Here is a 24,279-nt window from a genome sequence, read left to right as displayed (position 1 = left end):
GAGGTATAAATTGGTTAACCTGACGCCTACCGAATTAGAACGCTATCGTCGCCAAATGATGCTTCCAAATTTTGGCGAAACAGCACAGAAGCGCCTGAAGTCAGCGACAGTTCTGGTTACGGGTGTGGGGGGATTAGGTGGTACGGCGGCGCTTTACCTAGCAGTAGCAGGCGTTGGGCGGCTAATCTTAGTCCGGGGTGGTGACTTGCGACTAGATGATATGAATCGTCAGGTTCTCATGACTGATGATTGGGTAGGTAAGCCAAGGGTATTCAAAGCTAAAGAAACTCTGGATGCGATTAATCCTGATGTCCAAGTGGAAGCTGTTCATGATTACATCACCCCGGAAAATGTAGATTCGTTAGTGCAATCTGCTGATATGGCTCTTGATTGCGCCCACAATTTTACAGAGCGCAATTTGTTAAATGAAGCCTGTGTGCGATCGCGCAAGCCAATGGTAGAAGCCGCAATGAATGGGATGGAGGCTTACCTGACAACGATTATTCCTGGTGTGACTCCTTGTTTGTCCTGTCTGTTTCCAGAAAAGCCTGATTGGGATCAGCGCGGCTTTTCCGTTATAGGCGCTGTTTCTGGGACACTGGCTTGTTTAACAGCACTGGAAGCTATTAAGCTGATCACCGGGTTTAGTCAGCCTCTATTGTCACAATTGTTGACAATCGACTTAAATCGGATGGAATTTGCTAAACGCCGTTCTCATCGCGATCGCTCTTGTCCAGTATGCGGTAATAATGCGCCTTGGAGACATGCACAATCCAATTCGATGGAAGCTACAGGTATTGCACAGAATAGTCATTAGTCATTAACAAAAGACAAATGACAACCCACATTTGAAATCAGAACAACTAATCGCTACAAATCAGGAGACCTGATGACCGTTACTTTATCAGAAAAAGCAGAATTTCATCTGCAAGCATTGCTCGGAGGTTCCGCACCCAACGCTAATGGCGCAACTAAAGGTGTCCGCATCTCAGTAAAAAATGGTGGTTGCAGTGGACATGAATATGCAATGGATATCACCAGCAAGCCCCAACCAGATGATTTGGTAAGCCAGCAAGGCAAAGTGCTGGTTTACATTGATGCCAAAAGTGCGTCGTTATTAGAAGGAATTGTGGTTGACTTCGTTGAGGGAGTGATGGAAAGCGGTTTTAAGTTCATCAACCCCAATGCAACTGATAAATGCAGTGGTTGTGGAAAGTCCCTCAAAGCAGGCGATGGTAAGCCTACTGGTGTACCTTGCAGCTAACATCATTCCGTTAGCACCAAGTCAATTGTAGAGGCTTCCCATAGACGCACTCCACGCAGTTTTTCATAGATGCTTGAAGTGGCTTCTAGTTCGCGTTGATCCCTTACTCCTATAGAGAAGCCGACTAAGCGTAGCATCTCTGTAAGTAGAAGGGAAGCAAAAAGTTAGGATAGGTTGCTCAAAAACTTCGGAAATTACACCAACTGTATAACGTTTGAGGAGAATCGCTAAATGGCTTCCTACCAAGTTAGATTAATCAACAAAAAAGAAGACCTCGACGCCACAATTGAAGTTGACGAAGAGACCACCATTTTAGAAGCAGCAGAAGAAAATGGGATTGAGTTGCCCTTTTCATGTCATGCAGGCTCTTGCTCTAGCTGTGTTGGTAAGGTTGTTGAAGGTGAAGTTAATCAAGATGATCAAAACTTTTTAGATGACGATCAGGTTTCTAAAGGATATGCTTTACTTTGTGTAACTTATCCTCGTTCTAATTGCACAATTAAGACACATCAAGAAGCATATCTAGTCTAAACTATTACTTTGGTTGCTGCCTTGAGCGACCAAATCAAAGATAAAGGATGAAGGATAAAAATATACTTCCTTCTTCCTTTCACAATTCCTAATTTATAATTAAAATGTTTACCCATTTTAGTGTGACTGGCTGTTCATTAGAATTATTGAAAACAGGAGAACGTGGAATTGTCGCCTTCTGTAATAGTCAAGAGCAAACAATATTGAAAAAACTTAGATCAATATGAATAATAACAGAAATTAAGATTACTTTAAAATAATATTTTTCATTATTAATATCAAAACACAGATGTTGTCTTCTGTTTAGAAAGTACTAAATTCATTTCTGTTTAATTATTAATAACTATATTAATAAAATTTTATGTATAGACTTATTTAATAAATTTGGGAAAAATCAAATTTATGTCTAAATTTCAATTATTAAAAATTAAAATATAAATTTTGATATGAAGAATAGAGTGGCTTGCAAACGAAGCCTACTCTATTTTTTAATCAATAGCAACTATTACATCTGATGATTTAATCACAGCATAAGCTTGCTTACCTTCTGAAAGTCCTAGTTTTTCGGCTGATGATTTTGTGATGATTGACACTAGCTCTATTCCTGGTGCTAGTTCTAAAATTATCTCAGTATTAACTGAACCGTGTAAAACTTTTTTGACAGTACCCTTAAAAGAATTACGAGCGCTAATTTCCATTTTTTTACTTTGCAGATTTTAACTATTTATACTTTAGTAACTTCTGTTTTTAAAACTAGCTTTCTTTAAGATATCTTAATAATTTTGAAATTATTTGATTTACTTAATGGTGATAACTCTGATTGATAAGTATTACAAAAATGCGTAGTTATTTACTGTAAAAAGTAGGATAAAACAACTTTAACAAATAATATTGATGGATATTATTATCAATTTAACATTAAAAAGTTTATGTATAAACACCGATGTTATAAAAAACTTATGTATTTATAATGACTTGGCTAAAAAGAGGTTCATATTGTGCAGCATCAAGTTAATACAACAAGACAAAATCTATTTTTTGAACACTTAAGTTTAGGTGTAGGCGTAGGATTCCCTGTCCCTAAAGGCTGGTTGCCAATCACAAGTTTTCCTTTATTAATCATAGTAGGCATGACTGGCGTGGGAAAAAGCACAATCACAAAAGCTTTGGCTGAAGAAGGGTTAGATTTCACACTTTTACCTAATCGTCGTGTTTTAACCGAACGCGTAATAATTGCGCCGATGTTAAAAATGCAAGAGAAACTTATGCAACCCCATTGCCGGGTTAATCGCCTAACTTATACTCGCCTTTATCGAGAATACTTCCCTGGTGGAATGGGTCACATTTTAGCTTCGCTACATATCAATCCCCAACAAGTCAACTCTATGTTAGTTTTCGATAGTTTACGTGGTGAAAATGAAGTTTGCTATGCAGATAAGGCTTTAAAAAATGCTAAATTTGTAATGTTGACTGCACCAAATATAGTGCGTTTAGAAAGGCTTCTAAAACGTCATGATTCTTTTGATCGAATTGCTAATCAAGAGTTAGACGATCCTATGCAAATTATCCCAGAAGTACTGACCAATTTTGCTAGTTTGGGCGTACCAGAGGCTTCTGCTTATTTTACTCCTAAAGAAGAACAACAAATCTTAGAACTTGTAAGCAAACAAGTTGTTACAAGTGTAGAATTGCGGGAAAAACTAAAAATATTTGTCGAAGAGAGTCAGAACTATGATTCGGTTCCGACAAAACAGATTTTAGAGGCGATGAATACCAGCGATCGCTCTCTTATAATTGATACTATAGTCAGTCCTCAAAAATCAGCTAAAGCAATTATTTCTCAATTATGCAAATATAATGATATTAAAACTAATAAATAAGCATAATTGGTAACAATTAGCACAAAGGAACTGTCAATGTCGCTATCTAAATTTGCAATTGTAGAAAGCACTCTCCGTGAAGGCGAACAATTTGTCAAAGCCAATTTTTCTTCAGATGATAAAGTCGAAATTGCTGAAGCTCTTGCTGTATTTGGAGTGGAATATATAGAGTTAACGTCACCAATTGCTTCACCTCAATCTAGACAAGACTGCGAACGATTGGCTCGCTTAGGCTTGCCATCCAAAATATTAACTCACATTCGCTGTCACTTAGAAGATGCTAAAGTTGCCTTAGCAACAGGTGTAGCTGGGATTAATTTAACCATTGGTAGTTCTTCTTTGATGCGTCAGTTCAGTCATGGTAAAAATATTAATCAAATTATTGATTTAGCATCTGAAGTTTTAACTTTTATTCATCAGCAAGCTCCTGATATGGAGTTACGATTTTCTGCTGAGGATTCATCACGTACTTCCACAGGAGATTTAATCACAATTTACTCGGCAATTGAGAAATTAGGATTTATCAAACGCATAGGAATTGCTGATACAGTAGGAATTATTACGCCAATGCAAGTATTTGAATTAGTGAAGACTTTGCGACAGTTCACTAATTTAGATATTGAGTTTCACGGTCATAACGATACAGAATGTGCAAATGCTAACAGTTATACAGCACTGGAAGCGGGAGCAACTCATATTGACACTTGTGTTTTGGGAATTGGTGAACGCAATGGCATTACCTCACTAGCTGGATTCATCGCTAGGTTATATGCTACAAATCCAGAGCAGATTAAGTCTAAATATCGCTTAGATCAACTTGGTTACTTACATGAATTAGTTGCGAGAAAAGTAGGGATTTCTATTCCTTTTAATCACTGTGTTTTCGGGGAAAGTGCTTTTAATCATAAAGCTGGTATTCATACTAAGGCTATGCTCAATAACTCTGAGACTTATGAAGCTATCAATCCCCGGAGTTTTGGTGTAACACGCTCCATTTTAATCAATCATAAATTGGCTGGAAAACAGGCGATTAATCACCGAGCTAATGAATTAGGACTTTCTTTTAATTTATCCCAGCTTAAAGATATTACTCATAGATTGAAAACTTTAGCTGATAAACAAAATCTTACCATCGAAGATGTAGACAATATTTTATATTCTTATTATTGCCAGTAAATTTCAAAATATACACACTTAGTGCTTAGATTCCCAACTTATTGAAGAAGTTGGGAATTTTAATCCATTTTTCTGACATATCTGCTATTAATTTATTTTATAAAACAAAACTGTAAAAATTACTGCTTTTATATTATTTTTCAAGCTTTTTTAAGAAAAGCATCAGGCTATATTTATAAATAATTTATAGTTTAAACTTATAAGATTGATAGCATATATGTAAGTTTAAATAATTTAGATAACATTTTTTAAATAATGGTGGGTATTACTCACCATTCTGTTTTTAAAGCAAATTTATATTAGTAAATTGGCAGAAATAAAGTTAACTAAGGAATACTGATGAATCGAACCAAGAGTCAAAAATTAAGTGAAGCAATAACCCAATGGCTGATAGCAAAAGGCTATAATCCTGAGAATTTAAATCAGGCGGGCGAAAATGGCGATACAGCTTTGATGAAAGCGACAAAAGAGGGAGTTTATACAGTTGTTAAAGAGCTAATGGATGCTGGTGCGGATATCAATGCTCGAAATAGCGATCGCAACAATGCTTTGTGGTTTGCTTGTTTTGGTAATCACTACGATTTAATTAATTTACTTTTGGCTGCCAACATTAATATTGATAACCAAAATGATAATGGTGCAACTGTTTTAATGTATGCAGCATCAGCTGGAAAGACAGAAGTCGTCAAGTTACTTTTACAACATCATCCTAATTTATATTTAAAAAACTTAGACGATTATAAAGCGATAGATTTTGCTAGTAACATAGAAGTCTTAAGGATAATTAAAAATGCCATCAAGTCAGATATCAGGGAAAGCCTATCATGACGTTACCAAGCATTCTTACTTATCGGTACAACTTGACCCAAATTATGTAGATGCTTCAACACAGCCATCTTCATTTAAAATTTATCCCAAGTTTTATCGGAGAGTGAAATTAAATCTCAATAATCCTGTTCACTCTTTTATCTCATTAACTAGTGCGATCACACTAGAAAAAGTATATAAAGATGGCCCATTAAAACTGCGAGTGAATCCATCAGCAGGCGCTCTGTATCCTACAGAAGTTTACGTACAGGTTCGTGGTATTGAGGGAATAGTAAATGGTATATACCATTTAGAAGTTGAGAATAATTGTCTAACTCTTATCTATGAATTAATTGATGATGGGTTAGAGAGTTATATTATACCAGGTAAAAGTATCAACGGATTCATCTTTTTAATTAGTTGTGTTTATTATAGGTCTAGCTGGAAATATCAAAACAGGAGCATAAGATATTGCTTCTTAGATAGCGGACATCATTTAGGTGCAATCGCAGCTTCAGCTTTTCTCCACAACAGAGATATACAAATAGTTTTTGACTTTGATAAACTTGCGCTCAATTCAGATTTGGGGTTTGAGAATAAAGAGTTTATCACTGCTTGTGCGGTGTCAGGGGAAATACAAGACAAAAAAATCAGACGTTTAAGGCTGAAAGTTCCTTTTGTCTGTGGTACTGATTATTTTGAATCCAATCAATTTATTGAAGATGCCTATCAAGCAACTGCTCTACAAAAGAGTTACCAGCAGAAATTAGAGTATCCTCAATTTGATTTTGACCAGGATAAATTTTACCAAACTGTTTGGGATAGACGTTCTATTAGACGTTTCCGGAAAGAGTCTATTTCTCAAGAAGATTATTTATATGTAGTGCAACAACTTCAACAGTCAATACCGACAGAGAATTATGAGGAAATAGAATTTTACTCAGTGGTACATCGAGTAGAAGGAATGACACCTGGGTTATATAGAGGTACACATCTGATTAAAACGGGTAATTTTAGTGAAAAGACAGGTTACTTATGTATTAATCAGGCTATTGCTAGAGATGGCGCTGTAACTTTATTTTTTGTATCAGATTATTTAAATTATCAAACAGCTATGCAAATAGCTGGTTTTCTTGGACAGAGACTTTATTTGACTAGTAATTATTTGGGAATTCAATGTAGTGGAATTGGTGCGTATTATGATGACGAAACCCAAGAATTATTAGAAATAAATAAAGATGTACTTTATGGAATGGTGATTGGAATATAAGTAGGAAACTAAAGAGAGATGGCTAGAAAGATGTATTACTTAAATAGTGATGATTCACATCCTATACAACCGACATCTGCGGATATTATACTGCGGCAACAACTAGAGGATTCTATTAGCAGATACTTTTATGATGCGTGCGATCGCACAATTCAAAATCTTCTATCTAATTGTCGGTGGTATGTTACAACCCATGCCAACGCTTTAACATTGGTAATTGAATGTCCCGATCAAGTTACTAATTGGCGTGTTTTACAACAAATTGTGCCAATGGGGACATTACTATATGGAATTGTCAGCAGTGCTAAAATCCGTGTTTGTCCGCCAGAGAGTCAAGGCATACCTTTTGAAATGAGGGTAGATGAACTTTCCGTTTATCGGGATTGGGCATAATTCTATTTTAGATTTTGGATTGTTAATTAAAAGTTAATATTCTGGCTGATAAGTGCAGCTACCTCTTCAAAAACCAAATCAGCAGAATGTTTGACAACAGGACTTAACTCCAGTCCCAAACCAAGATTTGCCGCCTCAATTAAATAAACTGTCACTTCATCAGGAAAGTCATTTTGAAAGATTTTCCGTCCGGCGGCTAAAGCATTATCCCAACGAAAATCGTGCAAATTATAACTAGGTTCTGGCAAAGCTTCCAGTTCTTTTCCTGGAACTTTAAACACAGCACCCGGTTCAGAACCTGTTGAACTTGCATCAATAATTATTAATTCTTTACTACCTCTAGCTTGAAACATTACTTCCATCCCTGCGGTGCCACAGTCATATACTTGCACTTTCAGATGAGGGTTTTCAGCTAGATGTTTCTGTAAGCGTTGGGCAATGATTACGCCTACTGCATCATCACTGCGATTTAGATTGCCACAACCGATAATAGTTAACATGAGATGAAATTTAATTGTTTAATTAGTTGCAAATTCAGTTAAAGCGCGAGCGATCAGAGGATGGAAAGCTAACACAATATCACTTTGGGAAACCCCTGCGTTTAGTAATTCAGGCTTTTAACTTCAACAAGAATTTTACTTTCGTTGCGTTCAACTGCAAGTGTTCTCTCAGCCGCTAAGTCAGCAAGTAGCTTAGTACTTCATGCTTCTGTTTGGAAAACTAGTATTAGTTGAATTATAAAAATACCTGTCCAGTGTAAATTTACTACTTTTCAAGTACGGTTTTCCTATCTCAAAAAAATAATTTTCATACTTATGATATACTTGTATAAGTTTGAAAACCAATTTAAGTATCCCAAAAATAAATAATTCAACAAATCAATTATAATAAAAATTCATGAGTAATATTGTTTTAAAAAATTTTGACGGGAGAGCGACGATTTCATTTCAAACTGGTAAACAAGATAATTACATGGTTACTATAAATAACCGCCCACCTAAAGATACAGATTTTCTCAGATTCTTCTCAGCTTATACAGACAAACAGACAATCTGGCAAGCAATTAAAGATGTGTCTCAACAAATAGATAGACAAACAGAAGATTTATCATTATTTAAATCTCCTAAATCTCCAGACACCAAAATGTCATCTGCCCATCTTTCCAATGAACCAAGACGAAAATTGAAACTTCTTGTAGAGGAAGTTTTTTTTCACGCTTACGCCGCTTGCCTGATTGCAGAAGAAAGAAAATCTGATCGATATGCTGAAACAACTAATTCTCCTAGATTAGGAAAACGAATTAAGCTTTTAGCAGCATACCAATTTTTGTTTGAGGGGTTATCTGTGGAATCTGCTGCAAACTTCTCAAGAGGTAAGAAAGCTTGGCAGATAGATCAAGAATGCAAAAAGAGAGGTATTTAGCTAGATTAACCTATTAGAGTAATATTATAGAGGCTTTGGTTCATGACACGAACAAAGCCTCTAAAAAAATAAGTTATCAGTCGCAGATTATAACTCTACACCATGTCGCTTGGCAATTTCAGTAAGTTTATCATGCTGATCTTGTGATACTTTAGTTAATATCTCTTCAGCCTGTTCTTTAGTACTTCCTTCTTTAGGAATTAAGTACTTGATATAAAGAGACACAAAATCTGCTGCGATCGCTAAACCAGATAAAGCGTGATTGTCAGCCTCCTTGCCAGCGATCGCTGCTACCAAACCTGCTTTAATTGGGTCTGGTTTAACTTTCATGAACTGCTCTACAAGTTTAGGAACATAGTCTGCTGGTGGCAAATTATCTAACTTACTTCTATCTGGAGTAAAGTTACATTCTGCGGCTTGAGCCTGCTCTAAAACACACCATTCTATGTATTCTTGCAATGCTGCATCAGGAACGCGAGGGAGATAATTATGTAGCGCTAAATCAGACACAAGCTTACCTTGTAAATTTCTGTTTTGTTGAAGTGATTAAGGCAAGCCTAACGCACTGTTTCTATAAGTTTTAGTGTGTTACGCTACGAGTTTTGAATATAAGGCATTGGGAATATAGTATTGGGTATAGGTTATTTCTCTCTTATTTCATTCACTCTCCACTCCCCGGTTAAAATAGTTGGTGACGCGATGTCTCCGACGGGCTACGCCTACGCATTTTTGGCTAGTAAGTTTTAAGATGGTGAAGTTTTACGATTTGGCTGCCCAAAGTAGGGAAATGTCGTAGTGATTAAACATCGAATCGGCACTCACAAGCGTCATATCTTCTATCTGAGCCTGTGCAATCAACATTCTGTCAAAAGGATCTTGGTGATGCAAAGGCAATGCAGCCGCTTGTAAAGTATGAGCAGCTGTAATCTCTAGCGAACGCATTGCCAACACCGTCATCCGACTAGAAATATAACTGTCTAGGGGATCTATTAGTGGTAACTTTCCAATCGCAACTTTTATCCCCATTTCCCAAATACTGGCAACTGAGAGCCACAATTCATTCGTTTCATCGGCAATATGGGCTATTGCTGCTTCATTCAAAAGCTCTGGTTGGGTAAACCACCATAACCAGCACTGCGTATATAGCAAAAGTTTCACTCCTCACCGTCCTCAAATGCTGCCAAAATTTCTTTTGGTAAAGGGGCATTGAAATCATCTGGCACTACAAAACGCCCTTTATCTTGCCCTAAACTATTGAGTCGATTTGATGAGGTGCGAAACGGAACCAACTTGGCGATCGGAATACCTCGGTTGGAAATAATAATTTCTTCTCCAAGTTCTACGCGTGACAGCAGCTTTGAGAGATTCGTTTTAGCTTGATGAATATTTACAGTTTCCATAAGATTAAACTAAGTCTGTAAACTAAATTTAGTCTGGTTGTTATAGCGGTGCAACGGCGATCGCTTCTTTGGTGGTATAGACAGCAACTATAATTCTTGAGTAAAACAATTAATAAAAGTTTTACTTCAAACTAGTATATGAGAGTTATTTAGTATGAGTAAAAGTGTTAATAACAGATTGATAAATAAGCTAAAGAGCCTTTTAGATTTAAAGGTAATGGTCACAATACTTGCCATTACAATTGCTTTATACGCATTAATTTTTAACAATCGCGCTGTTGAATTAACCTTTAACCAAGAAGGCACAACTGTTTTGATGAAAGGTGATGAACCTTCAAAGGCAATTGTACTTCTTCCAGCAAATAAATTATGGTTGAATACTGGTTTATCCGTGAAGCCAGGGCAAGAGGTAAAAATAGCTGCAACTGGTTCTGTGAATGTTGCTATTCATCGTCTGATTAATTCTACAAAAGAACACAAACCGCTCGAACCTGGCTGGTTAGATCCAGCAGGAGATCAGGGAACAAGCCGCAATGCTATTGACGAATTACGAAAACAATACCTAATTGACCCCAATGCTCCTTTTGGAAGTTTGATCGCTGGGATTTTTCCTGAAGGTAAAGCGCAATTGGGAAAAGATAATCCACACCCCGATGGACTAGAAATCTACTCCGTGGGCAAAGAAAAATCATTTCGTTCTAAAGAAGGCGGTAAACTTTGGCTTGTTGTGAATGATTCTGTACTTAACAAAGATGCAAAAGATGCTTATGTTCCTACGCAGCAAGTACTTGATGAAGCCTATCCTCCACCTAAATCAGTAACCGTGAATAAAAGACTTCAAGAATGGGAAAATATAAAATCTAGACGATACTTTCAAGCGTTCTTTGATGATAATGTTGGAGAGTTTTTAGTTCAAATTGAGTTTTAAAAATAAATTGCCGCTAACCTTCGCAAGTATAGAATTCGACAATCTGGGCGTAGGCGTAGCCCGTCGTAGACATCGCCACCTCATTCAAAAGCTCTGGTTAGACAAACCACCATAACCAGCACTGTGTATCTAGCAAAAGTTTCACTCCTCACCGTCCTCAAATGCTGCCAAAATTTCTTCTGGCAAAGGGGCATTGAAATCATCTGGCACTACAAAACGCCCTTTATCTTGCCCTAAACTATTGAGTCGATTTGATGAGGTGCGAAACGGAACCAACTTGGCGATCGGAATACCTCGGTTGGAAATAAGAATTTATTCTTCAAGTTCTACGCGTGACAGCAGCTTTGAGAGATTCGTTTTAGCTTGATGAATATTTACAGTTTCCATAAGATTAAACTAAGTCTAGTCTGGTTGTTATTGTGGTACAAGGGCAATCGCTTCTTTGGTGGTATAGACAGCAACTATAATTCTTGGGTAAAACAATTAATAAAAGTTTTAGTTCAAACTAGTATATGAGAGTTATTTAGTATGAGTAAAAGTGTTAATAACAGGCTTTTTTCGTAAAGTACTATTATAAAATTAGTTTCCCAGAGGCTACGCTTATGGCTTTAGGATCAAATGGGCGATCGCAAATTATTCGTACAGAACGAGGACTCACGATCGCAGGGACTCGCATCACGTTGTACCAATTCATGGACTACCTCCATACGGGACACCCACCCCAGTTTTTTCGGAATTACTTTCCTCAGATTACAGATGAGCAGTTCGATGCAGCGATGTTTTACATTGATGCCAATCACACTGAAGTTGAAGCAGAGTATCAAATTGTCTTAAAGCAAGCAGAAGAAAATCGGCAATACTGGGAAAACCGTAATCGTGAACACTTTACCCGTATTGCATTGATTCCATTGAAACCTGGTAAAGAAGCTCTTTGGGAGAAGCTCCGGGTGCAGAAAGCAAAGCATGAATCACAAGCATGAACTTTCTGATCGACCACAACATTGAAGGATACGCACAAATTTTACTGGGTACTATTGCGAGTCAAGGTTGGCTTGAGTTAATTTCCATTGACTTCATCACCTTCAAAGAAATCGATTTGTCGATTTTTAGCAACGACCGAGTAGTTTGGCAAGTTGCCCAAACAAACCGAATGATTTTATTGACTGCAAATCGGAATATGGAAGGCGAAGATTCACTCGAACAAGTGCTGCGTGAGGAAAATGCGCTCAATTCGCTACCTGTGATCACGATTGGTAATATTGAGCGCTTAGGTGAACCAGATTATCGTAATCGGTGTGTTGATCGGATTCTGGAAATTATTTTGGATATTGAAAATGTCATAGGAGTAGGTCGTCTCTATATTCCGTGAGGGCTTTCATTGATTTAATTTATGACTAATGCACTCAACCTCTAAGCAGTCCGAAAACGCGCCAACTCTTCACCAGTCTTCGCATCATGGGCGTGGACTGTACACACCAAACAAGAATCAAACGATCGCGCCACATGACCAACTTCCACCGGATCGCTAGAATCGTAAATGGGTGTGCCAATTAAAGCTTCTTCAATGGGTCCGCGCATTCCATCACCGTCACGAGGACCAATATTCCAAGTACCAGGGGCAATGACTTGGTAATTCTTAATCTTACCGCCCTCTACTTCTACCCAGTGAGACAAGGAACCCCGTGCTGCTTCCGTTGCACCCCAACCACGACCATCTTTTTCTGTGGGTTTGATATACCAAGGGTCGTTTAATTTGAATTCGCGTAAACAGTGTTCAGCTTGGCGATATAACTTGACAATTTCGTGAAGTCGTGCAAGCTGACGTACATGAATACTAGCGCCACCCATGCGTTTGAATACATCGAGGATAAAGCCGTCGTAATGTTGCCAAGATTCGCCATGTTTGCCACCAGCTACTAATTGCCGCGCTAAGGGACCAGTTTCCAAACGTCCGAAGTCTTTGTGCAGGACTGCACTCGACCAAGAGTAGGCGTTATCGAAGTCTTTTGTATTATTTGCAATGGGTTTAGTGTTGCGATCGCTAGGATGAATATCCTCTGTCCCTTCATCGTACCAAGAGTGAGTTGTATTCTCGCGGGTAAATGACTGATCCATTAAGGTATGAGTGTGTGTGAAGCTGTCGTACACTCCACTTTTCATAATCATCGCCGCATTTCGTCCTTCGATAGTCGGCTTTTGGTATTTATCTTCATGGGCTAAATATCCCCAAGTGACATATTTACCAACACCAGCGCCATATCTATCTAAACCGATGTCTAAACCCATGCGCCAATAAAAACCTAAGTCGGAATCTCGATGATTTCGGCTTTCATCTAACCAGTCTCTGAAATCCTCATAAGTCTCGATTTGTTCATAGCGTTCTAAAGAACAACCTAACCACACTGGTTCTAACCAATTGGTGCGGAAATATTCTAGAATTGCCCAAGCGCGGGTGATGTCTGTTAAAGTGGGGGCGCACATCACGCCACCGGGAACCATGTAGCTAGAATGAGGCCATTGTCCGCCCAATAGTGCATAAATTTCTACAGGTTTAGCGGAAATTGTTATGCCTAGTTCATAAGATTTGCCAGTGAAAGCAGCAAAACGTCTGGTAGCTTCCTCATAATAGCGACTATTGCGGTATTTTTTATTGGTTAAATCAATGGCAAACAAACCATAAAAATAGCGGGGGATGCTTTGAATTGTCTCGACAATTTGTCCGAGATTTCTCGCCAAAATTGCATTGCGGGGAACTTCTGTTTCCCAAGCTGTATCTAATGCCCAAGATGCACAAGTTAGGTGAGAACCGCCGCAAATTCCGCAAATGCGAGGTGTGACAATTAAGCCGGCTTGGGGATCTTTACCGCGTAAGATAACTTCAAATCCGCGAAATAGTTCAGCGTGTGTCCAAGCGTTGACTACTCTTCCATGTTCAATATCGACTCGAACATCTAAATCGCCTTCAACTCTACCGACAGGCGATATATCTAATGATTGAATTGTCATTCTGTTCTCCTTTAATTGTTAAGGGAAGTGGAAAGTGGAGAATGAGGGAGAAATAACCAATGCCCAATGCCCTATCCCCTAAACAGTAAAAAAGTCTTCTTCTGCCCAAGGTGGTGCTGCGTCTTTGGCGACCATTGTGAGTAAGGCGTATTCTTTTTTATTCACCCCTGGCGGTAATTCTTTGGGAACTCCCATTACTGTTTGGGTTTTGAATACAGTTCCTGGTTTGAGGTCAAAGAAGGGAAATTCTGGTTCTGTGCAACCTAAACAAGGCATTCCGGCGCGAGTTTTGGAAGAGACGCGATTCCATAAGATGCGGTTGCAGGAAGAATGAGTCATGGGGCCACGACAACCCAAGTCATAGAATAGGCAGCCTTTACGCTGACCAAATTCGGTGGTTGAGGCTTTGTAGGCAAAGTGGACGTTGCGGGTACAACCTGTTTGGGTATAGGTGTTGAAGAAAGTTTGGGGACGATTTAGTTCATCGAAAGCAATGTCTGCTATGCGTCCAGTAGCGATCGCAACTAATATCTGCGTAATCCAGTCGGGATGGGCGGGACATCCAGGTATATTAATTACAGGTAATCCGGCTAGCGAAAGGAAGTCTTTGCCTAATAAACCGCCTTCTTGACGTTTGAGAAATTGCAAACCTTCTGATTCGCTGGGGTTGGGTGACATGGCGGGAATTCCTCCCCAAGTGGCACAGTCCCCTACAGCGACGATAAAATGAGCAACTTTAGCCAGGTCTAGTAACCAATCTTTCATGGTGCGATCGGCAAACCGATTCCATTCACCGGTGCCATTGGGGGCATTAACAACACTGCCTTCAAACACCAAGATATCTAAAGGAATTTTGCCAGAAATGCAATCCCACAGCAGTGTTTGCAAGTTTTTGCCTATTTCCAATCCCAAGGATGGATGCCAAAGTACCTTGATGCCAAAATCGGCAATTAAATCGCAGACTGTCGGTTCTTCAGCGTTGAGGAATGACATGGTGTTGCCTGAACAAGCACCACCTTGTAGCCATAGTACGTTAGTCATCGGCTATTTGTTTTTCTATTGTTTCCCATGCATGATGTAGGTGATAATGCTTGTAAAGTCTCACCTATTTATCAATATTTATTTTTCAATGGTAAGATATTTTTTATCTAATTTACTTTGATTAAAAAAGAATTAATCATTAACAAGGAATTAAATTATCTCAAGATTATTTTCAATGACTATGCCTGTTATATATATGACATAATTCATAAATGCAAAATAGTATAAATAAAACTGGCTTTTTTTTTTAAGTTTTGACGTTAATAACCTCAACGGGCTGAATTTATCACGTTAAAACTCTCTAATTATTAATAACAATTACTATCAGTTGTTAATATACTTGAGGTGATGAGTATTTTCAGCCGTCAGATTTTCATGCAATAACTGAGCCAAAAATAGCAAAATATAGGGGCGCTAGGTTTTATGCCCTGTCAGCTATATATCAGTTGTTTTAAGATTTTGGTTGTGCAGTTTGTCTAACAAGTTATTCGTCCAAACCTAAGAGGCTATTTATAAAGTAAATCTAAAGATGGAAAATTAGAAAAAAAGAACGTTAGGATACGGTTGAAGCAGTGTATTTACGTAGAAAAGAATGACTCGAAAGGCTTATTCTACCAACCTAAGTGACTCAGAATGGACAATTTTAGCTCCCTTAATCCCATCAGCCAAATCCGGGGGACATCCAAGGACTACTAATATAAGAGAAGTATGCAACGCAATATATAGCCGTAGTCATATAGGTTAGGACATAATGACAATCGTGAATGTCAGGAAGAGTAATGTTTTTACCTCCTGCCTCCTGCTATATTTGTATCGCCGTGCTATCTAAATGCAACCTGCTGCAATGCGATTGTATCGACTGACAAAAATTAATCCACTCTATAAAGTTGTGCGATAAAATCTACAATTGGGTCAAGCTAGTTTTAGCACCTTGCCACCCATGCAAGATTGGCATAGTAAACAATCCCCACGCCAAACCTGTAATTAACCCAAAAGGCGTAACCAGATAGTTATTAAAACTCCACAAACCAAAAATCTGTGCCGCCAATTCCAAAGGATAAGCCATCATCAGCACACTTGCGATCGCCACACCACTCCAGCCATACTGACTTAACCAGTAAAATCCTTTACCACCAGTTACGCCATACAACAGACGAGTAATCAGTAAACCCGTAACAGTACCGTAGCAGCGCATACACACAGCCATAAGAAACGGTGGTGCTAAATCTAACCCCATATCTGGTTGCGGACAGACATGATTACCCATGAAATAAATAATATCCGCAATTCCAGGAAGCAAAGACACTCCAGACGCAGCTAAAAAGGGAGCGATAGGCGGGCCAAAAACCATCCCTACCAACAAGAAATCAGCTATAAAACTGACCCAATTAATCTGCAACTCTTCACTGAAAGCTACTCTTGTCATTTCCCTTTGTCTGCGCCTTTGTGTCTACGTTTTCTTAACGTACCTTATTTATATAAGGACTTGTCAACTTATCCAACTGCTGAATTAACAGACTGAGGAACAAACCCACATCTGTCACCACACCTACTGATTCTACAGAACCGCGATCGCTTAACTTAGTCACCACAGCTGGATTAATATCTACACATACCATTTTCACACCAGCCGGGGTCATATTTCCCACTCCAATCGAGTGCAGCATCGATGACAGCATCAAAATCATCTCTGCACCTTCTAGGAGTTTGGCATATTGCTCCTGTGCTTGAATCAAATCCATTTGGGTATCAGGTAAAGGCCCGTCATCCCGAATCGAACCCGCAAGCACAAAAGGTATATTATTGTGGACACACTCATACATCACGCCACTTTTAATTGCTCCTGCCTCCACAGCTTTCGGAATGCTGCCATAACGACGGATACTATTAATTACCTTCAGGTGATGGCGATGTCCACCATGCACGGCGACACCCCGCTTCATATCTACACCCAAGGAAGTGCCCATGATACTTTGCTCGATATCGTGAACTGCGATCGCATTACCACCCAGCAGTGCCTGTATATATCCTTGCCGAATCAGTTGCGCCAAGTGTTCGCCGCCACCAGTGTGAATTACCACAGGGCCAGCCGTGACAACTACTTTACCACCAGCATCGCGGATTTTACGCAATTCCCAAGCCACTTGCTCAACGACTAATTCCACGCGCCGTTCGCTGGAAACTCCCGCCGACATAAAGCTGAATTCTTGGGTGCTGCGGAGTTCGCGCGATTCAGTTTTGCGGATGGTGCGGATACCTAAAACGTCTACAATTACCTGTTCGCCAACTTTTAAATCACGGAGGATTTTACACCGAGCAACTAAACCTGTGGGAGTTTCAGTAATGGCGATCGCGCTATCCATTCGCTGATATTCTACCTTCACCCACTGACCATTAATTCGCACTTCCGTGGGATAAATCGTACTGACGTAGAAATCATCGGGCGCAACGCCATCTTGAATTACTGGTTCTAGTTTGGCATCTCGTTCATCATGGGGGAAATCTACTGCACCCAATTCAATCAACCGAGAGATGATTTCTTCCATCACCTCATGGGATGGTGCTGATACCCTCACCTCGGCGACTGAGGTACTTTGGCGTTGTTCTCCCAAGCTGAAGTTCAGGACTTTGAAACTTCCGCCAGCATCTATAATCAAATCCAAAGCGCGGTTAATTAAGCCAGCATCTAGCAAATGTCCTTCCATGCGAATGACGCGGCTTTCTACCGAGACATTGGCATGAATTTCATCCCTAACTGGTTCTGTCACCCGCAAAGTTAAGCATTTAGCCGCACCACCAGCTTTGAGAAATTCTGTAAGTGGTGTTTCCAGCACTTGGAAACCTACATCCTGAAGGCAGGTTTTCAAAGCATCACTCGCCTTGTTCATGATGACGATGCTATCTACATTCACCGTATTACAAGCGAAGTTGACTGCATCAGCCTCTTCTATTGCAATTCGCTTTTCTGGTGCGACTCGCATTTCAATTAAGCGGTTGGAGTAAGAATCAAAAGCGCCGGGATAGTATAGCAAATAGCCATTTGCTAGGGGACAAAAACAGGTATCTAGATGATAGAAACGTTCGTCTATTAATCGTAGAGATAGCACCTCAATATCCAGCCATTTAGCTAGATAAGGGTGAGAATCTAATTCCGAGCGGAAACCGTATCCTGCCCATAACCAGCGTCCTTCCCGATCCAGCAGTGCGTCTCCTGCTCCCTCAAAGGGCAAATCTTTGGGAAGTTCATTGACTGTATAACCATTTGCCTCAAACCATTGCTTGAAGTAAGGTTCCTCTCCCTGACGTTCTTTGTGCAAAAAGCGACTGAGGACGACATTATCGCCCAGAACTAAGCCAGCGTTGGCAGTAAAAACCAAATCAGGCCAGCCTTTTTCAGGTGGTACTAAATCTACAATGGCGTGTTCTTTAAGGATTTGATGTAGTCCCTGCCACTGTTCCACGGCGCGATCGCGCGATGATTTGTGAATATTCCCTTCCATCCAAGGATTAATTACATAGTCTACGTCGTAGTGGTCAGGAGGGCACATTAAAAAGCGAATCCGGGAAGTCATAAAAATCTTACAAGCGTTTTGTATGCTACAAGCTTACTTTGAATACAGATTTTTGTTTTTATACAGGTAAAATCTGCTACTAAAGTTTCTATCTTTTGATAGTTGAAGACTTTGCAAAGGCTTCAACTATCAATTCTATTACTGAAAAATGGTAATAAGACCAATTCAAAATTCCAAATTGAGAAAGCCTGATTTAATTGAGATTTCCTGGAAAGTGGGGCCACTGAGGGTGTATTAGAGGGCGAAACAACTAGATCAAATTCATCGGCATTAGCACCAAAATTTTTATTAAATGCTTTCAATTCCACAGTTTATAGTATGCTAATAACAAGCAACTAACCACTATGTTCGGCAGGTATGGTCAAGCGAACGTTCTTTTTCCCAGCGTTCGCTTTTAACTTTTCACCAACACCCGTGGCTTGAATAGCACGCTTATTAAGCTGAAGGGTAGGTAGCGTAAGGATGCTCCAGGGGCAGGGGGGCAGAGAGGCAGAGAGGCAGAGAGGCAGAGGTGCAGAGGGGAAAGAACTTGTACAAGAACTCCCCTGCACCCTTGCTCCCCTGCCCCCTGCCTCCCTCAAGCAGTTACTATATAAGGCGAATTGATCGCTGCTACACGACCAGCATTTACCAAAGCTTGATACACGATCGCCGCTACCTCAGCGCGTGTAGCATCGTGGGTAGGATTAAGTTGTTTCACATTTGGGTAATTGACAATAATTTTTTTGTCTATAGCTTTTACCACCTCATCCTTGGCATATTCAGGAATCTTGGCTTGGTCATCGAAAACTTTGATAGTTGCCGTACCATTAATAGATAACCCCAGTCCATTCACCAAAGAGACAATTACTTGCACGCGCTGGATATTTTTGTTGGGACTAAAGGTATTGTCAGGAAAACCAGAGAGAAATAAACCTTGATATGCCTGCTGAATTACCTTGGATGCCCAGAAGTCTGCTGGTACATCTTTGAATTTGATCGCTGCACGGCTTGGTTGTGGATTGAAAGCTTTTACCAGTATTGCCGCGTATTGTGCCCTTGTCATCGTTGCATCGGGTTTAAATGTGCGATCGGGAAAACCATTAACTATCCCCAATTTGACTAATTCTCGAATAAACCCACCTGCCCAATGATTCGCAATATCAGTTAATTCAATAGTAGGTGTTGGCGTTGGAGTTGGTGTTGGGGTTGGCGTTGGAGTTGGAGTTGGAGTTGGAGTTGGAGTTGGAGTTGGAGTTGGAGTTGGAGTTGGAGTTGGAGTTGGAGTTGGCGTTGGAGTTGGCGTTGGAGTTGGCGTTGGCGTTGGCGTTGGCGTTGGAACCGAACCATCTGCAAACTCTATATTTCCGCTAACTTTAGACGCATCTATTTTATTTCCTAAAGAAATCAGCTTGTTGGAACTGACATTTTGCAAATCAAATTTACCGTTATTACGTAAAGTATTGCCCCCTGGATTATTGGTACTGCCGATATCCGGTAGAGCAGTTCCAATCACTGTAATCCCATCATCAGTATTATTTTCACTAACATTATTACGTAATACGGGACGGGCACTACCAGAGATGACAATCCCAGAACGGTTTTGATAAATTCTATTATCTCGAAGGATGGGTGATGCAGTATCACTAATGGCAATACCAAAACCTGTTTTGAAGTAGGTATTATTTTCAATTTGACCTTTAGAATTTTTAGCGATCGCAATTCCATTAGCTGCATTCTCACTGAACACATTACCTAAAACAACTGGATTAGCATCGCCTGTAGCAAATACTCCCTCCCGCTTATTGTTGATGAAGGTGCTATTAGCAACAGTAGGGGCTGTTGATTCAATCCAAACACCACTACCACGACTGGCCAAATTTGTTACAGTCACTCCTCGGAGTTCGGCTTTGTCCAGCAACACAAAAGTGACATTCTGACCAGCAAAAGTACGGCTTAGATAGCTACCACTTCCTTCAATCAAAATACCATTGCCTTTGTCGGTTTCATTACCCACCACTGTTACACCAGATGGAACCGTTAACGGAAAGACTTCACCGCTAGCAGTATTATAATTACCATTTGCTAGTTGAATCTTGGTATTAACAGTAGCTACCTTGAGGGCTTGCGTAATAGTTTTGAAAGGGGCTTGTTGAGTACCTGGGTTGGTATTACTACCTGATACTGGATTTACGTAAAAAGTTTGAGCCATATTTATACTTTCATAAAATACACAGCTATCCTAGCGCTAACCATGAAAGTAAGTAGCGTTTGATGCATTAAGTAACCTAAAGTATTTTTCACTACAAAGTTAAAAAATTGGGAGCGTTTCTACTTCAGGGTGTTCCCGCTTTTCCTGTCAAAGACGCTACGCGTAGCTTGCTTCCACGTTCGCGGAGCGTTCCATAGGAAAGGGGTACGGGTTGCGGTAGGCATCGCTTCCGTGGGTAAATTAGTCGTAGGTCTTTTGCGATACTGCCACATTACGAAGCCAGTAATAAATAAAATTAACGGCGCAAGTCCTACAAACACATAGAGAATGCGAGTAGGTAAGCCGCCAAATGTGCCGTAGTGTAGGGGAGTGAAGGAGTTGAGGATGCGATCGCCCAATAACAGTTTGAGGGCATTGTCCTAGCTGTTTTTCACCGTATTCAGAACCACCTCAATCGGCAGCATTTCCCCTTGAGGAATGATAGTTCCAATCTGGTGATGCCTTTGAACGGCAATAATTTCGGATTGGAAGACCAGCAAGCTACCAGTTAAACCAACAATAATCGCAATCAGTCCAACACCTAAGCCAATGTAGCGGTGTAAAGCAAATACGAAGTTACGCAGGTTTTTGTAAGTCATGATAGATATTCGTGCTAAATAAACGTCAAAGCTCAAACGAAATCGTTCCCAACACAGTCAACGGTGCTTGAGGAACGACGAAGTAGCCCTGAGTGTCGTAATATTTGACATCGAAGATATTCTTAAAATTGAGCGCAGCCCGCCAATTATCATGTTTGTAGGAAATGGCAGCATCAGTTCTCAGATAAGAAGGAACAGTAAATGGATCGCTCTGGTTAGCAATGCGCGAACCGACAAAAAAGATGCCTCCTCCAAACTGTAACCCTTTCAAACTCCCCTGTTGAATCTCATAGGTTGTCCACAGAGTTGCACCGTGGTATGCAGTATTTTCCAAACGCTGATTTTTGATATTAGGATCGTTATCTTCGCTGACAAAAGCATCATTCAAATAGCCAGAAGCAATGATCTTCCAACCTGGTAAAATTTCCCCTGCCACATCCAGTTCAATTCCTCGACTTTTTACTTCCCCAATTGCGATGGAGAAGTCAGTATGGTTCGGGTCTGTCCTGGATATGTTTGTTTTAGTAATGTCATAGGCTGCTAGCGTTGCAGAAAGCCGTTGATCAAAAAACTCAGATTTGATACCAACTTCGTACTGTGTACCGCGAGAAGGTTCCAGTGATACTCCACTAAACGTTGTCGCGTTGTTGGGAACAAAAGAACGGCTGTAACTGGCATAAAGCGAAATTGGCTCTATGGGTTGATAGACTAATCCCACACGTGGCGAAAAAGCACTGTCGTAAAAATTAGAGTTAGTGCTGTTTTCATCTCCGATTTTTGCACTGTTATCGCTAAAAACAAAATCGTATCTGCCACCAACCAATAACTTTAAATTAGATAGTAGAGTTACCTGGTCTTGCAAATAAATACCTGTTGTACTTATCTTTGTGCCGAATACACGTTGCACCACTGTCCCTGTCGGACGAGCACCATAGACTGGATTGAAAATATCTATTGAGGCGATATCACCACCAAAGAAGTTAGGATTAATGTCTGTGTTGCGACGTAACTCCAAACCCAGCAGGAGTTGATGGGCAATTGAACCTGTGTTGAACTTACCAATTAAATCAGTTTGCCAGGAGTAGTCTTCATTTCTGCGATTGCGATTTACGATGATGTTGCCGCGCAGTACACTACGACCGTCTGGTTCAAAGTCAGTGCCGGCTTGGGTATAGATATTGTTGTCAAACGTCGATTGCACAGAAAAAGAGCTTCGCAATTGTAAATTCTCACTGAAGCGATGATCTACTGTCGCGGTTCCCCGTTGGAAATCTATATTTAAAAAATCGCTAGGCTCTCCCAAGAAACGACTGATGGGAAGAGTCAAGAACACAGAGCTCGGTGGAAAACCCCGATCAAAGGATCCCCGTCGTTTACCATATTCGTATTCAAAACTCAGGGTTGTGTTTTCGCTAGGCTTGTAAGTGATTACAGGTGACACAGAGAAAATATCCTGATGATAGAAATCTCGGAAACTGCCAGAATTTTCGTAGGCAACGTTCAAGCGATAGAGTAATTTTTTGTCAGTGGTCAGTGGACCAGAAAGGTCTATGGTACCTCGATAGAAACTGAAGCTACCTGCGGTCAATTCTGCTGCGTAGTAGGGACTGCTCAAGGGCTGCTTGGTGACAAAATTGATGACACCACCAGGCTCGACCTGACCGTATAGTACAGAGGAAGGACCTTTGAGAACTTCAACTCTTTCTATGTTGGCACCATAGGTAAAAAAGTTGCTGGTTGTGAAGCCATTTCTCAGAAGGTTGGAGTTGGTGAATCCTCGAATTGTGTAGTCATCAGAGAAACCACCGTAGCCCGATAAGGGTGATACTCCGGACACATTACGGGTAGCATCGCTAATCCGCGTAATTTGCTGGTCTTTAATCACCTGTTGCGGAATCACTTGAATTGACTGAGGAATATCGCGCAACGGTGTATCAGTTCTAGTGGCGGTTGATGAATCGGGTACATTGTATCCATCTTGCTCACCTGTCACCACCAATTCAATCGGTTCATCACTATTGGCTGATGGTTTTGGCTGTGTCTGACTTGGCGGCTGACTAGCTTGGGGCTGTTGTAAGGTTTGGGGTTGTTGCTGTTGCGCTCTAGATGCAGCACTAGCAACAGAGAAGATTAGACCCTCGTCTGGACTGTCAGATAACTCAACTGTTGGTACACTCCCCTCACCGATAACTGTCACCCGAATAGTACTGACATCAAAATTACCAACTGTTATTTCAGTAATACCTGCAATTGGTTTAGTGGAGCGGAATGTAAAGGCTTCACCCGACAGTAAACGCAGTTGAGCATTGGGAACATCAGCGATAAAGCTATTACCAGCACTGCGATTTATAACTTGCAACTGTTGCCCCTTAGTTGTCTGTAAAATTATCTCCACGCCTTGATTCGTGGGATTTGCCTTCACTCCTGTTACCTGCACAACTTCACCCGCCTGATTAGGGGGGTTGTTTGGTGTTGGTGACTGTACCAGTAACATTTGGGCGCTGGTAATAACAGGTTCTATTTCGCTTAGTTGTCGAATCTTCCTAGTTGCTTGAGGTGGCTTCACTTCTTGTACTGCTTTCCCTGGGCGAAGCCGATTAACCAATAAATCAAATTTAGGAATATCTTGCGCTTTCGCTGGCTGAACCACCAAAACTGTAAAAAGTATCAACAACCACTCCAGTCTGCAACTGAAGATTTGGAATATTCGCTTGCTCATTTTTCTCTCACACACCACAGTATCCCAGATCACAGCAATCT

Annotated in this window: 27 protein-coding genes and 3 pseudogenes; 13 read left to right on the top strand and 17 right to left on the bottom strand. The window is 40.3% G+C overall.

The window, feature by feature from the left end:
• The first annotated feature begins 10 nt into the window (after positions 1-10).
• Positions 11-817, top strand: a complete 807-nt coding sequence (locus tag V7K89_RS35370) for a HesA/MoeB/ThiF family protein (protein WP_335195532.1) — start codon at positions 11-13, stop codon at positions 815-817.
• Between the two features lie 72 nt (positions 818-889).
• Positions 890-1,264, top strand: a complete 375-nt coding sequence (locus V7K89_RS35365; RefSeq protein ID WP_335195531.1) for a HesB/IscA family protein — start codon at positions 890-892, stop codon at positions 1,262-1,264.
• A gap of 2 nt (positions 1,265-1,266) precedes the next feature.
• Here the strand turns inward: V7K89_RS35365 and V7K89_RS35360 are convergent, their stop codons facing one another.
• On the bottom strand, positions 1,267-1,401 hold the full coding sequence (locus V7K89_RS35360; protein ID WP_335195529.1) for a hypothetical protein: 135 nt from the start codon (positions 1,399-1,401) through the stop codon (positions 1,267-1,269).
• A gap of 94 nt (positions 1,402-1,495) precedes the next feature.
• On the opposite strand from V7K89_RS35360, the gene V7K89_RS35355 reads away from it, so the two are divergent.
• Positions 1,496-1,795, top strand: coding sequence for a 2Fe-2S iron-sulfur cluster-binding protein (locus V7K89_RS35355; protein ID WP_335195528.1), 300 nt, complete (start codon positions 1,496-1,498; stop codon positions 1,793-1,795).
• A 488-nt stretch (positions 1,796-2,283) separates the two neighbouring features.
• On the opposite strand, the gene V7K89_RS35350 is transcribed toward V7K89_RS35355, so the two are convergent.
• Entirely contained in the window at positions 2,284-2,493 is a 210-nt protein-coding gene (locus V7K89_RS35350) for a TOBE domain-containing protein (protein WP_335195527.1), read from the bottom strand.
• Between the two features lie 300 nt (positions 2,494-2,793).
• Here V7K89_RS35350 and V7K89_RS35345 point away from each other — a divergent pair, with 300 nt between their 5' ends.
• From V7K89_RS35345 to V7K89_RS35325, 5 genes are all read left to right on the top strand, one after another.
• Positions 2,794-3,675 carry an AAA family ATPase gene (locus V7K89_RS35345; RefSeq protein ID WP_335195526.1) on the top strand — a complete coding sequence of 294 codons (882 nt, stop codon included), beginning with the start codon at positions 2,794-2,796 and terminating at the stop codon, positions 3,673-3,675.
• Positions 3,676-3,711: 36 nt separating this feature from the next.
• Positions 3,712-4,851 carry a homocitrate synthase gene (locus V7K89_RS35340; protein WP_335195525.1) on the top strand — a complete coding sequence of 380 codons (1,140 nt, stop codon included), beginning with the start codon at positions 3,712-3,714 and terminating at the stop codon, positions 4,849-4,851.
• A 339-nt stretch (positions 4,852-5,190) separates the two neighbouring features.
• On the top strand, positions 5,191-5,679 hold the full coding sequence (locus V7K89_RS35335; protein WP_335195524.1) for an ankyrin repeat domain-containing protein: 489 nt from the start codon (positions 5,191-5,193) through the stop codon (positions 5,677-5,679).
• A complete protein-coding gene (locus V7K89_RS35330; RefSeq protein ID WP_335195523.1) occupies positions 5,642-6,928 on the top strand; it encodes a SagB/ThcOx family dehydrogenase in 1,287 nt (428 codons plus the stop codon). Before V7K89_RS35335 ends, V7K89_RS35330 begins: the two co-directional genes overlap by 38 nt.
• Positions 6,929-6,946: 18 nt before the next feature.
• On the top strand, positions 6,947-7,321 hold the full coding sequence (locus V7K89_RS35325) for a hypothetical protein (protein WP_335195522.1): 375 nt from the start codon (positions 6,947-6,949) through the stop codon (positions 7,319-7,321).
• 26 nt (positions 7,322-7,347) lie between these two features.
• Here V7K89_RS35325 and V7K89_RS35320 read toward each other — a convergent pair whose 3' ends face one another.
• The 3 genes and pseudogenes from V7K89_RS35320 to V7K89_RS36235 all read right to left on the bottom strand — a co-directional run.
• Positions 7,348-7,821, bottom strand: a complete 474-nt coding sequence (locus V7K89_RS35320; protein ID WP_335195521.1) for a hydrogenase maturation protease — start codon at positions 7,819-7,821, stop codon at positions 7,348-7,350.
• Between the two features lie 18 nt (positions 7,822-7,839).
• A pseudogene (locus V7K89_RS36240) lies at positions 7,840-7,920 on the bottom strand (XisI protein); the annotation flags it as partial.
• Positions 7,921-7,922: 2 nt separating this feature from the next.
• Positions 7,923-8,006, bottom strand: a pseudogene (locus V7K89_RS36235) (element excision factor XisH family protein); the annotation flags it as partial.
• A 212-nt stretch (positions 8,007-8,218) separates the two neighbouring features.
• Between V7K89_RS36235 and V7K89_RS35315 the strand changes: the two are divergent.
• Positions 8,219-8,743 carry a DUF7004 family protein gene (locus V7K89_RS35315; RefSeq protein WP_335195520.1) on the top strand — a complete coding sequence of 175 codons (525 nt, stop codon included), beginning with the start codon at positions 8,219-8,221 and terminating at the stop codon, positions 8,741-8,743.
• An 87-nt stretch (positions 8,744-8,830) separates the two neighbouring features.
• Here V7K89_RS35315 and V7K89_RS35310 read toward each other — a convergent pair whose 3' ends face one another.
• The 3 genes from V7K89_RS35310 to V7K89_RS35300 all read right to left on the bottom strand — a co-directional run bounded on the left by V7K89_RS35310 (position 8,831) and on the right by V7K89_RS35300 (position 10,143).
• Positions 8,831-9,253 (bottom strand): hypothetical protein, encoded by a 423-nt coding sequence (locus V7K89_RS35310; RefSeq protein ID WP_335195519.1) that lies wholly within the window; start codon positions 9,251-9,253, stop codon positions 8,831-8,833.
• Positions 9,254-9,502: 249 nt separating this feature from the next.
• The gene (locus tag V7K89_RS35305) at positions 9,503-9,901 is read right to left on the bottom strand and encodes a type II toxin-antitoxin system VapC family toxin (protein ID WP_335195518.1); all 399 of its coding nucleotides are present in this window, start codon (positions 9,899-9,901) and stop codon (positions 9,503-9,505) included.
• Positions 9,898-10,143, bottom strand: a complete 246-nt coding sequence (locus V7K89_RS35300; RefSeq protein WP_335195517.1) for a type II toxin-antitoxin system Phd/YefM family antitoxin — start codon at positions 10,141-10,143, stop codon at positions 9,898-9,900. The genes V7K89_RS35305 and V7K89_RS35300 overlap by 4 nt, the downstream gene beginning before the upstream one ends.
• A gap of 154 nt (positions 10,144-10,297) precedes the next feature.
• On the opposite strand from V7K89_RS35300, the gene V7K89_RS35295 reads away from it, so the two are divergent.
• Positions 10,298-11,071 (top strand): hypothetical protein, encoded by a 774-nt coding sequence (locus V7K89_RS35295; protein WP_335195516.1) that lies wholly within the window; start codon positions 10,298-10,300, stop codon positions 11,069-11,071.
• A 141-nt stretch (positions 11,072-11,212) separates the two neighbouring features.
• Here V7K89_RS35295 and V7K89_RS35290 read toward each other — a convergent pair whose 3' ends face one another.
• The gene (locus V7K89_RS35290; RefSeq protein WP_335195559.1) at positions 11,213-11,383 is read right to left on the bottom strand and encodes a type II toxin-antitoxin system prevent-host-death family antitoxin; all 171 of its coding nucleotides are present in this window, start codon (positions 11,381-11,383) and stop codon (positions 11,213-11,215) included.
• Positions 11,384-11,673: 290 nt separating this feature from the next.
• Between V7K89_RS35290 and V7K89_RS35285 the strand changes: the two genes are divergently transcribed.
• Positions 11,674-12,051, top strand: a complete 378-nt coding sequence (locus tag V7K89_RS35285) for a DUF433 domain-containing protein (protein WP_335195515.1) — start codon at positions 11,674-11,676, stop codon at positions 12,049-12,051.
• Complete coding sequence (locus V7K89_RS35280) at positions 12,048-12,440, top strand: ACP S-malonyltransferase (RefSeq protein ID WP_335195514.1); 393 nt, start codon at positions 12,048-12,050, stop codon at positions 12,438-12,440. The genes V7K89_RS35285 and V7K89_RS35280 overlap by 4 nt, the downstream gene beginning before the upstream one ends.
• 41 nt (positions 12,441-12,481) lie before the next feature.
• Here V7K89_RS35280 and V7K89_RS35275 read toward each other — a convergent pair whose 3' ends face one another.
• Positions 12,482-14,077, bottom strand: a complete 1,596-nt coding sequence (locus V7K89_RS35275; RefSeq protein WP_335195513.1) for a nickel-dependent hydrogenase large subunit — start codon at positions 14,075-14,077, stop codon at positions 12,482-12,484.
• Between the two features lie 78 nt (positions 14,078-14,155).
• Positions 14,156-15,118 carry a hydrogenase small subunit gene (locus V7K89_RS35270; protein WP_335195512.1) on the bottom strand — a complete coding sequence of 321 codons (963 nt, stop codon included), beginning with the start codon at positions 15,116-15,118 and terminating at the stop codon, positions 14,156-14,158.
• A 592-nt stretch (positions 15,119-15,710) separates the two neighbouring features.
• Here V7K89_RS35270 and V7K89_RS35265 point away from each other — a divergent pair.
• Positions 15,711-15,842 (top strand): annotated as a pseudogene (locus V7K89_RS35265) (IS5/IS1182 family transposase); the annotation flags it as partial.
• Between the two features lie 177 nt (positions 15,843-16,019).
• Here the strand turns inward: V7K89_RS35265 and V7K89_RS35260 are convergent.
• The 6 genes from V7K89_RS35260 to V7K89_RS35235 all read right to left on the bottom strand — a co-directional run bounded on the left by V7K89_RS35260 (position 16,020) and on the right by V7K89_RS35235 (position 24,238).
• Entirely contained in the window at positions 16,020-16,544 is a 525-nt protein-coding gene (locus V7K89_RS35260) for a DUF2085 domain-containing protein (protein WP_335195511.1), read from the bottom strand.
• Between the two features lie 34 nt (positions 16,545-16,578).
• Positions 16,579-18,690: a bifunctional arginine dihydrolase/ornithine cyclodeaminase gene (argZ, locus tag V7K89_RS35255; RefSeq protein WP_335195510.1), complete on the bottom strand. Its 2,112-nt coding sequence runs from the start codon at positions 18,688-18,690 to the stop codon at positions 16,579-16,581.
• A gap of 577 nt (positions 18,691-19,267) precedes the next feature.
• Complete coding sequence (locus tag V7K89_RS35250) at positions 19,268-20,881, bottom strand: DUF1565 domain-containing protein (RefSeq protein WP_335195509.1); 1,614 nt, start codon at positions 20,879-20,881, stop codon at positions 19,268-19,270.
• Positions 20,882-21,000: 119 nt separating this feature from the next.
• Positions 21,001-21,279, bottom strand: coding sequence for a PepSY-associated TM helix domain-containing protein (locus V7K89_RS35245; protein ID WP_335195508.1), 279 nt, complete (start codon positions 21,277-21,279; stop codon positions 21,001-21,003).
• Between the two features lie 21 nt (positions 21,280-21,300).
• Positions 21,301-21,555, bottom strand: a complete 255-nt coding sequence (locus V7K89_RS35240; protein WP_335195507.1) for a PepSY-associated TM helix domain-containing protein — start codon at positions 21,553-21,555, stop codon at positions 21,301-21,303.
• Positions 21,545-24,238, bottom strand: a complete 2,694-nt coding sequence (locus tag V7K89_RS35235) for a TonB-dependent siderophore receptor (protein ID WP_335195506.1) — start codon at positions 24,236-24,238, stop codon at positions 21,545-21,547. Before V7K89_RS35235 ends, V7K89_RS35240 begins: the two co-directional genes overlap by 11 nt.
• Positions 24,239-24,279: the final 41 nt, after the last annotated feature.

It is taken from the genome of Nostoc sp., assembly GCF_036917515.1.
Lineage (GTDB): Bacteria > Cyanobacteriota > Cyanobacteriia > Cyanobacteriales > Nostocaceae > Nostoc.
This window is presented reverse-complemented; position numbering and strand designations above follow the sequence as displayed.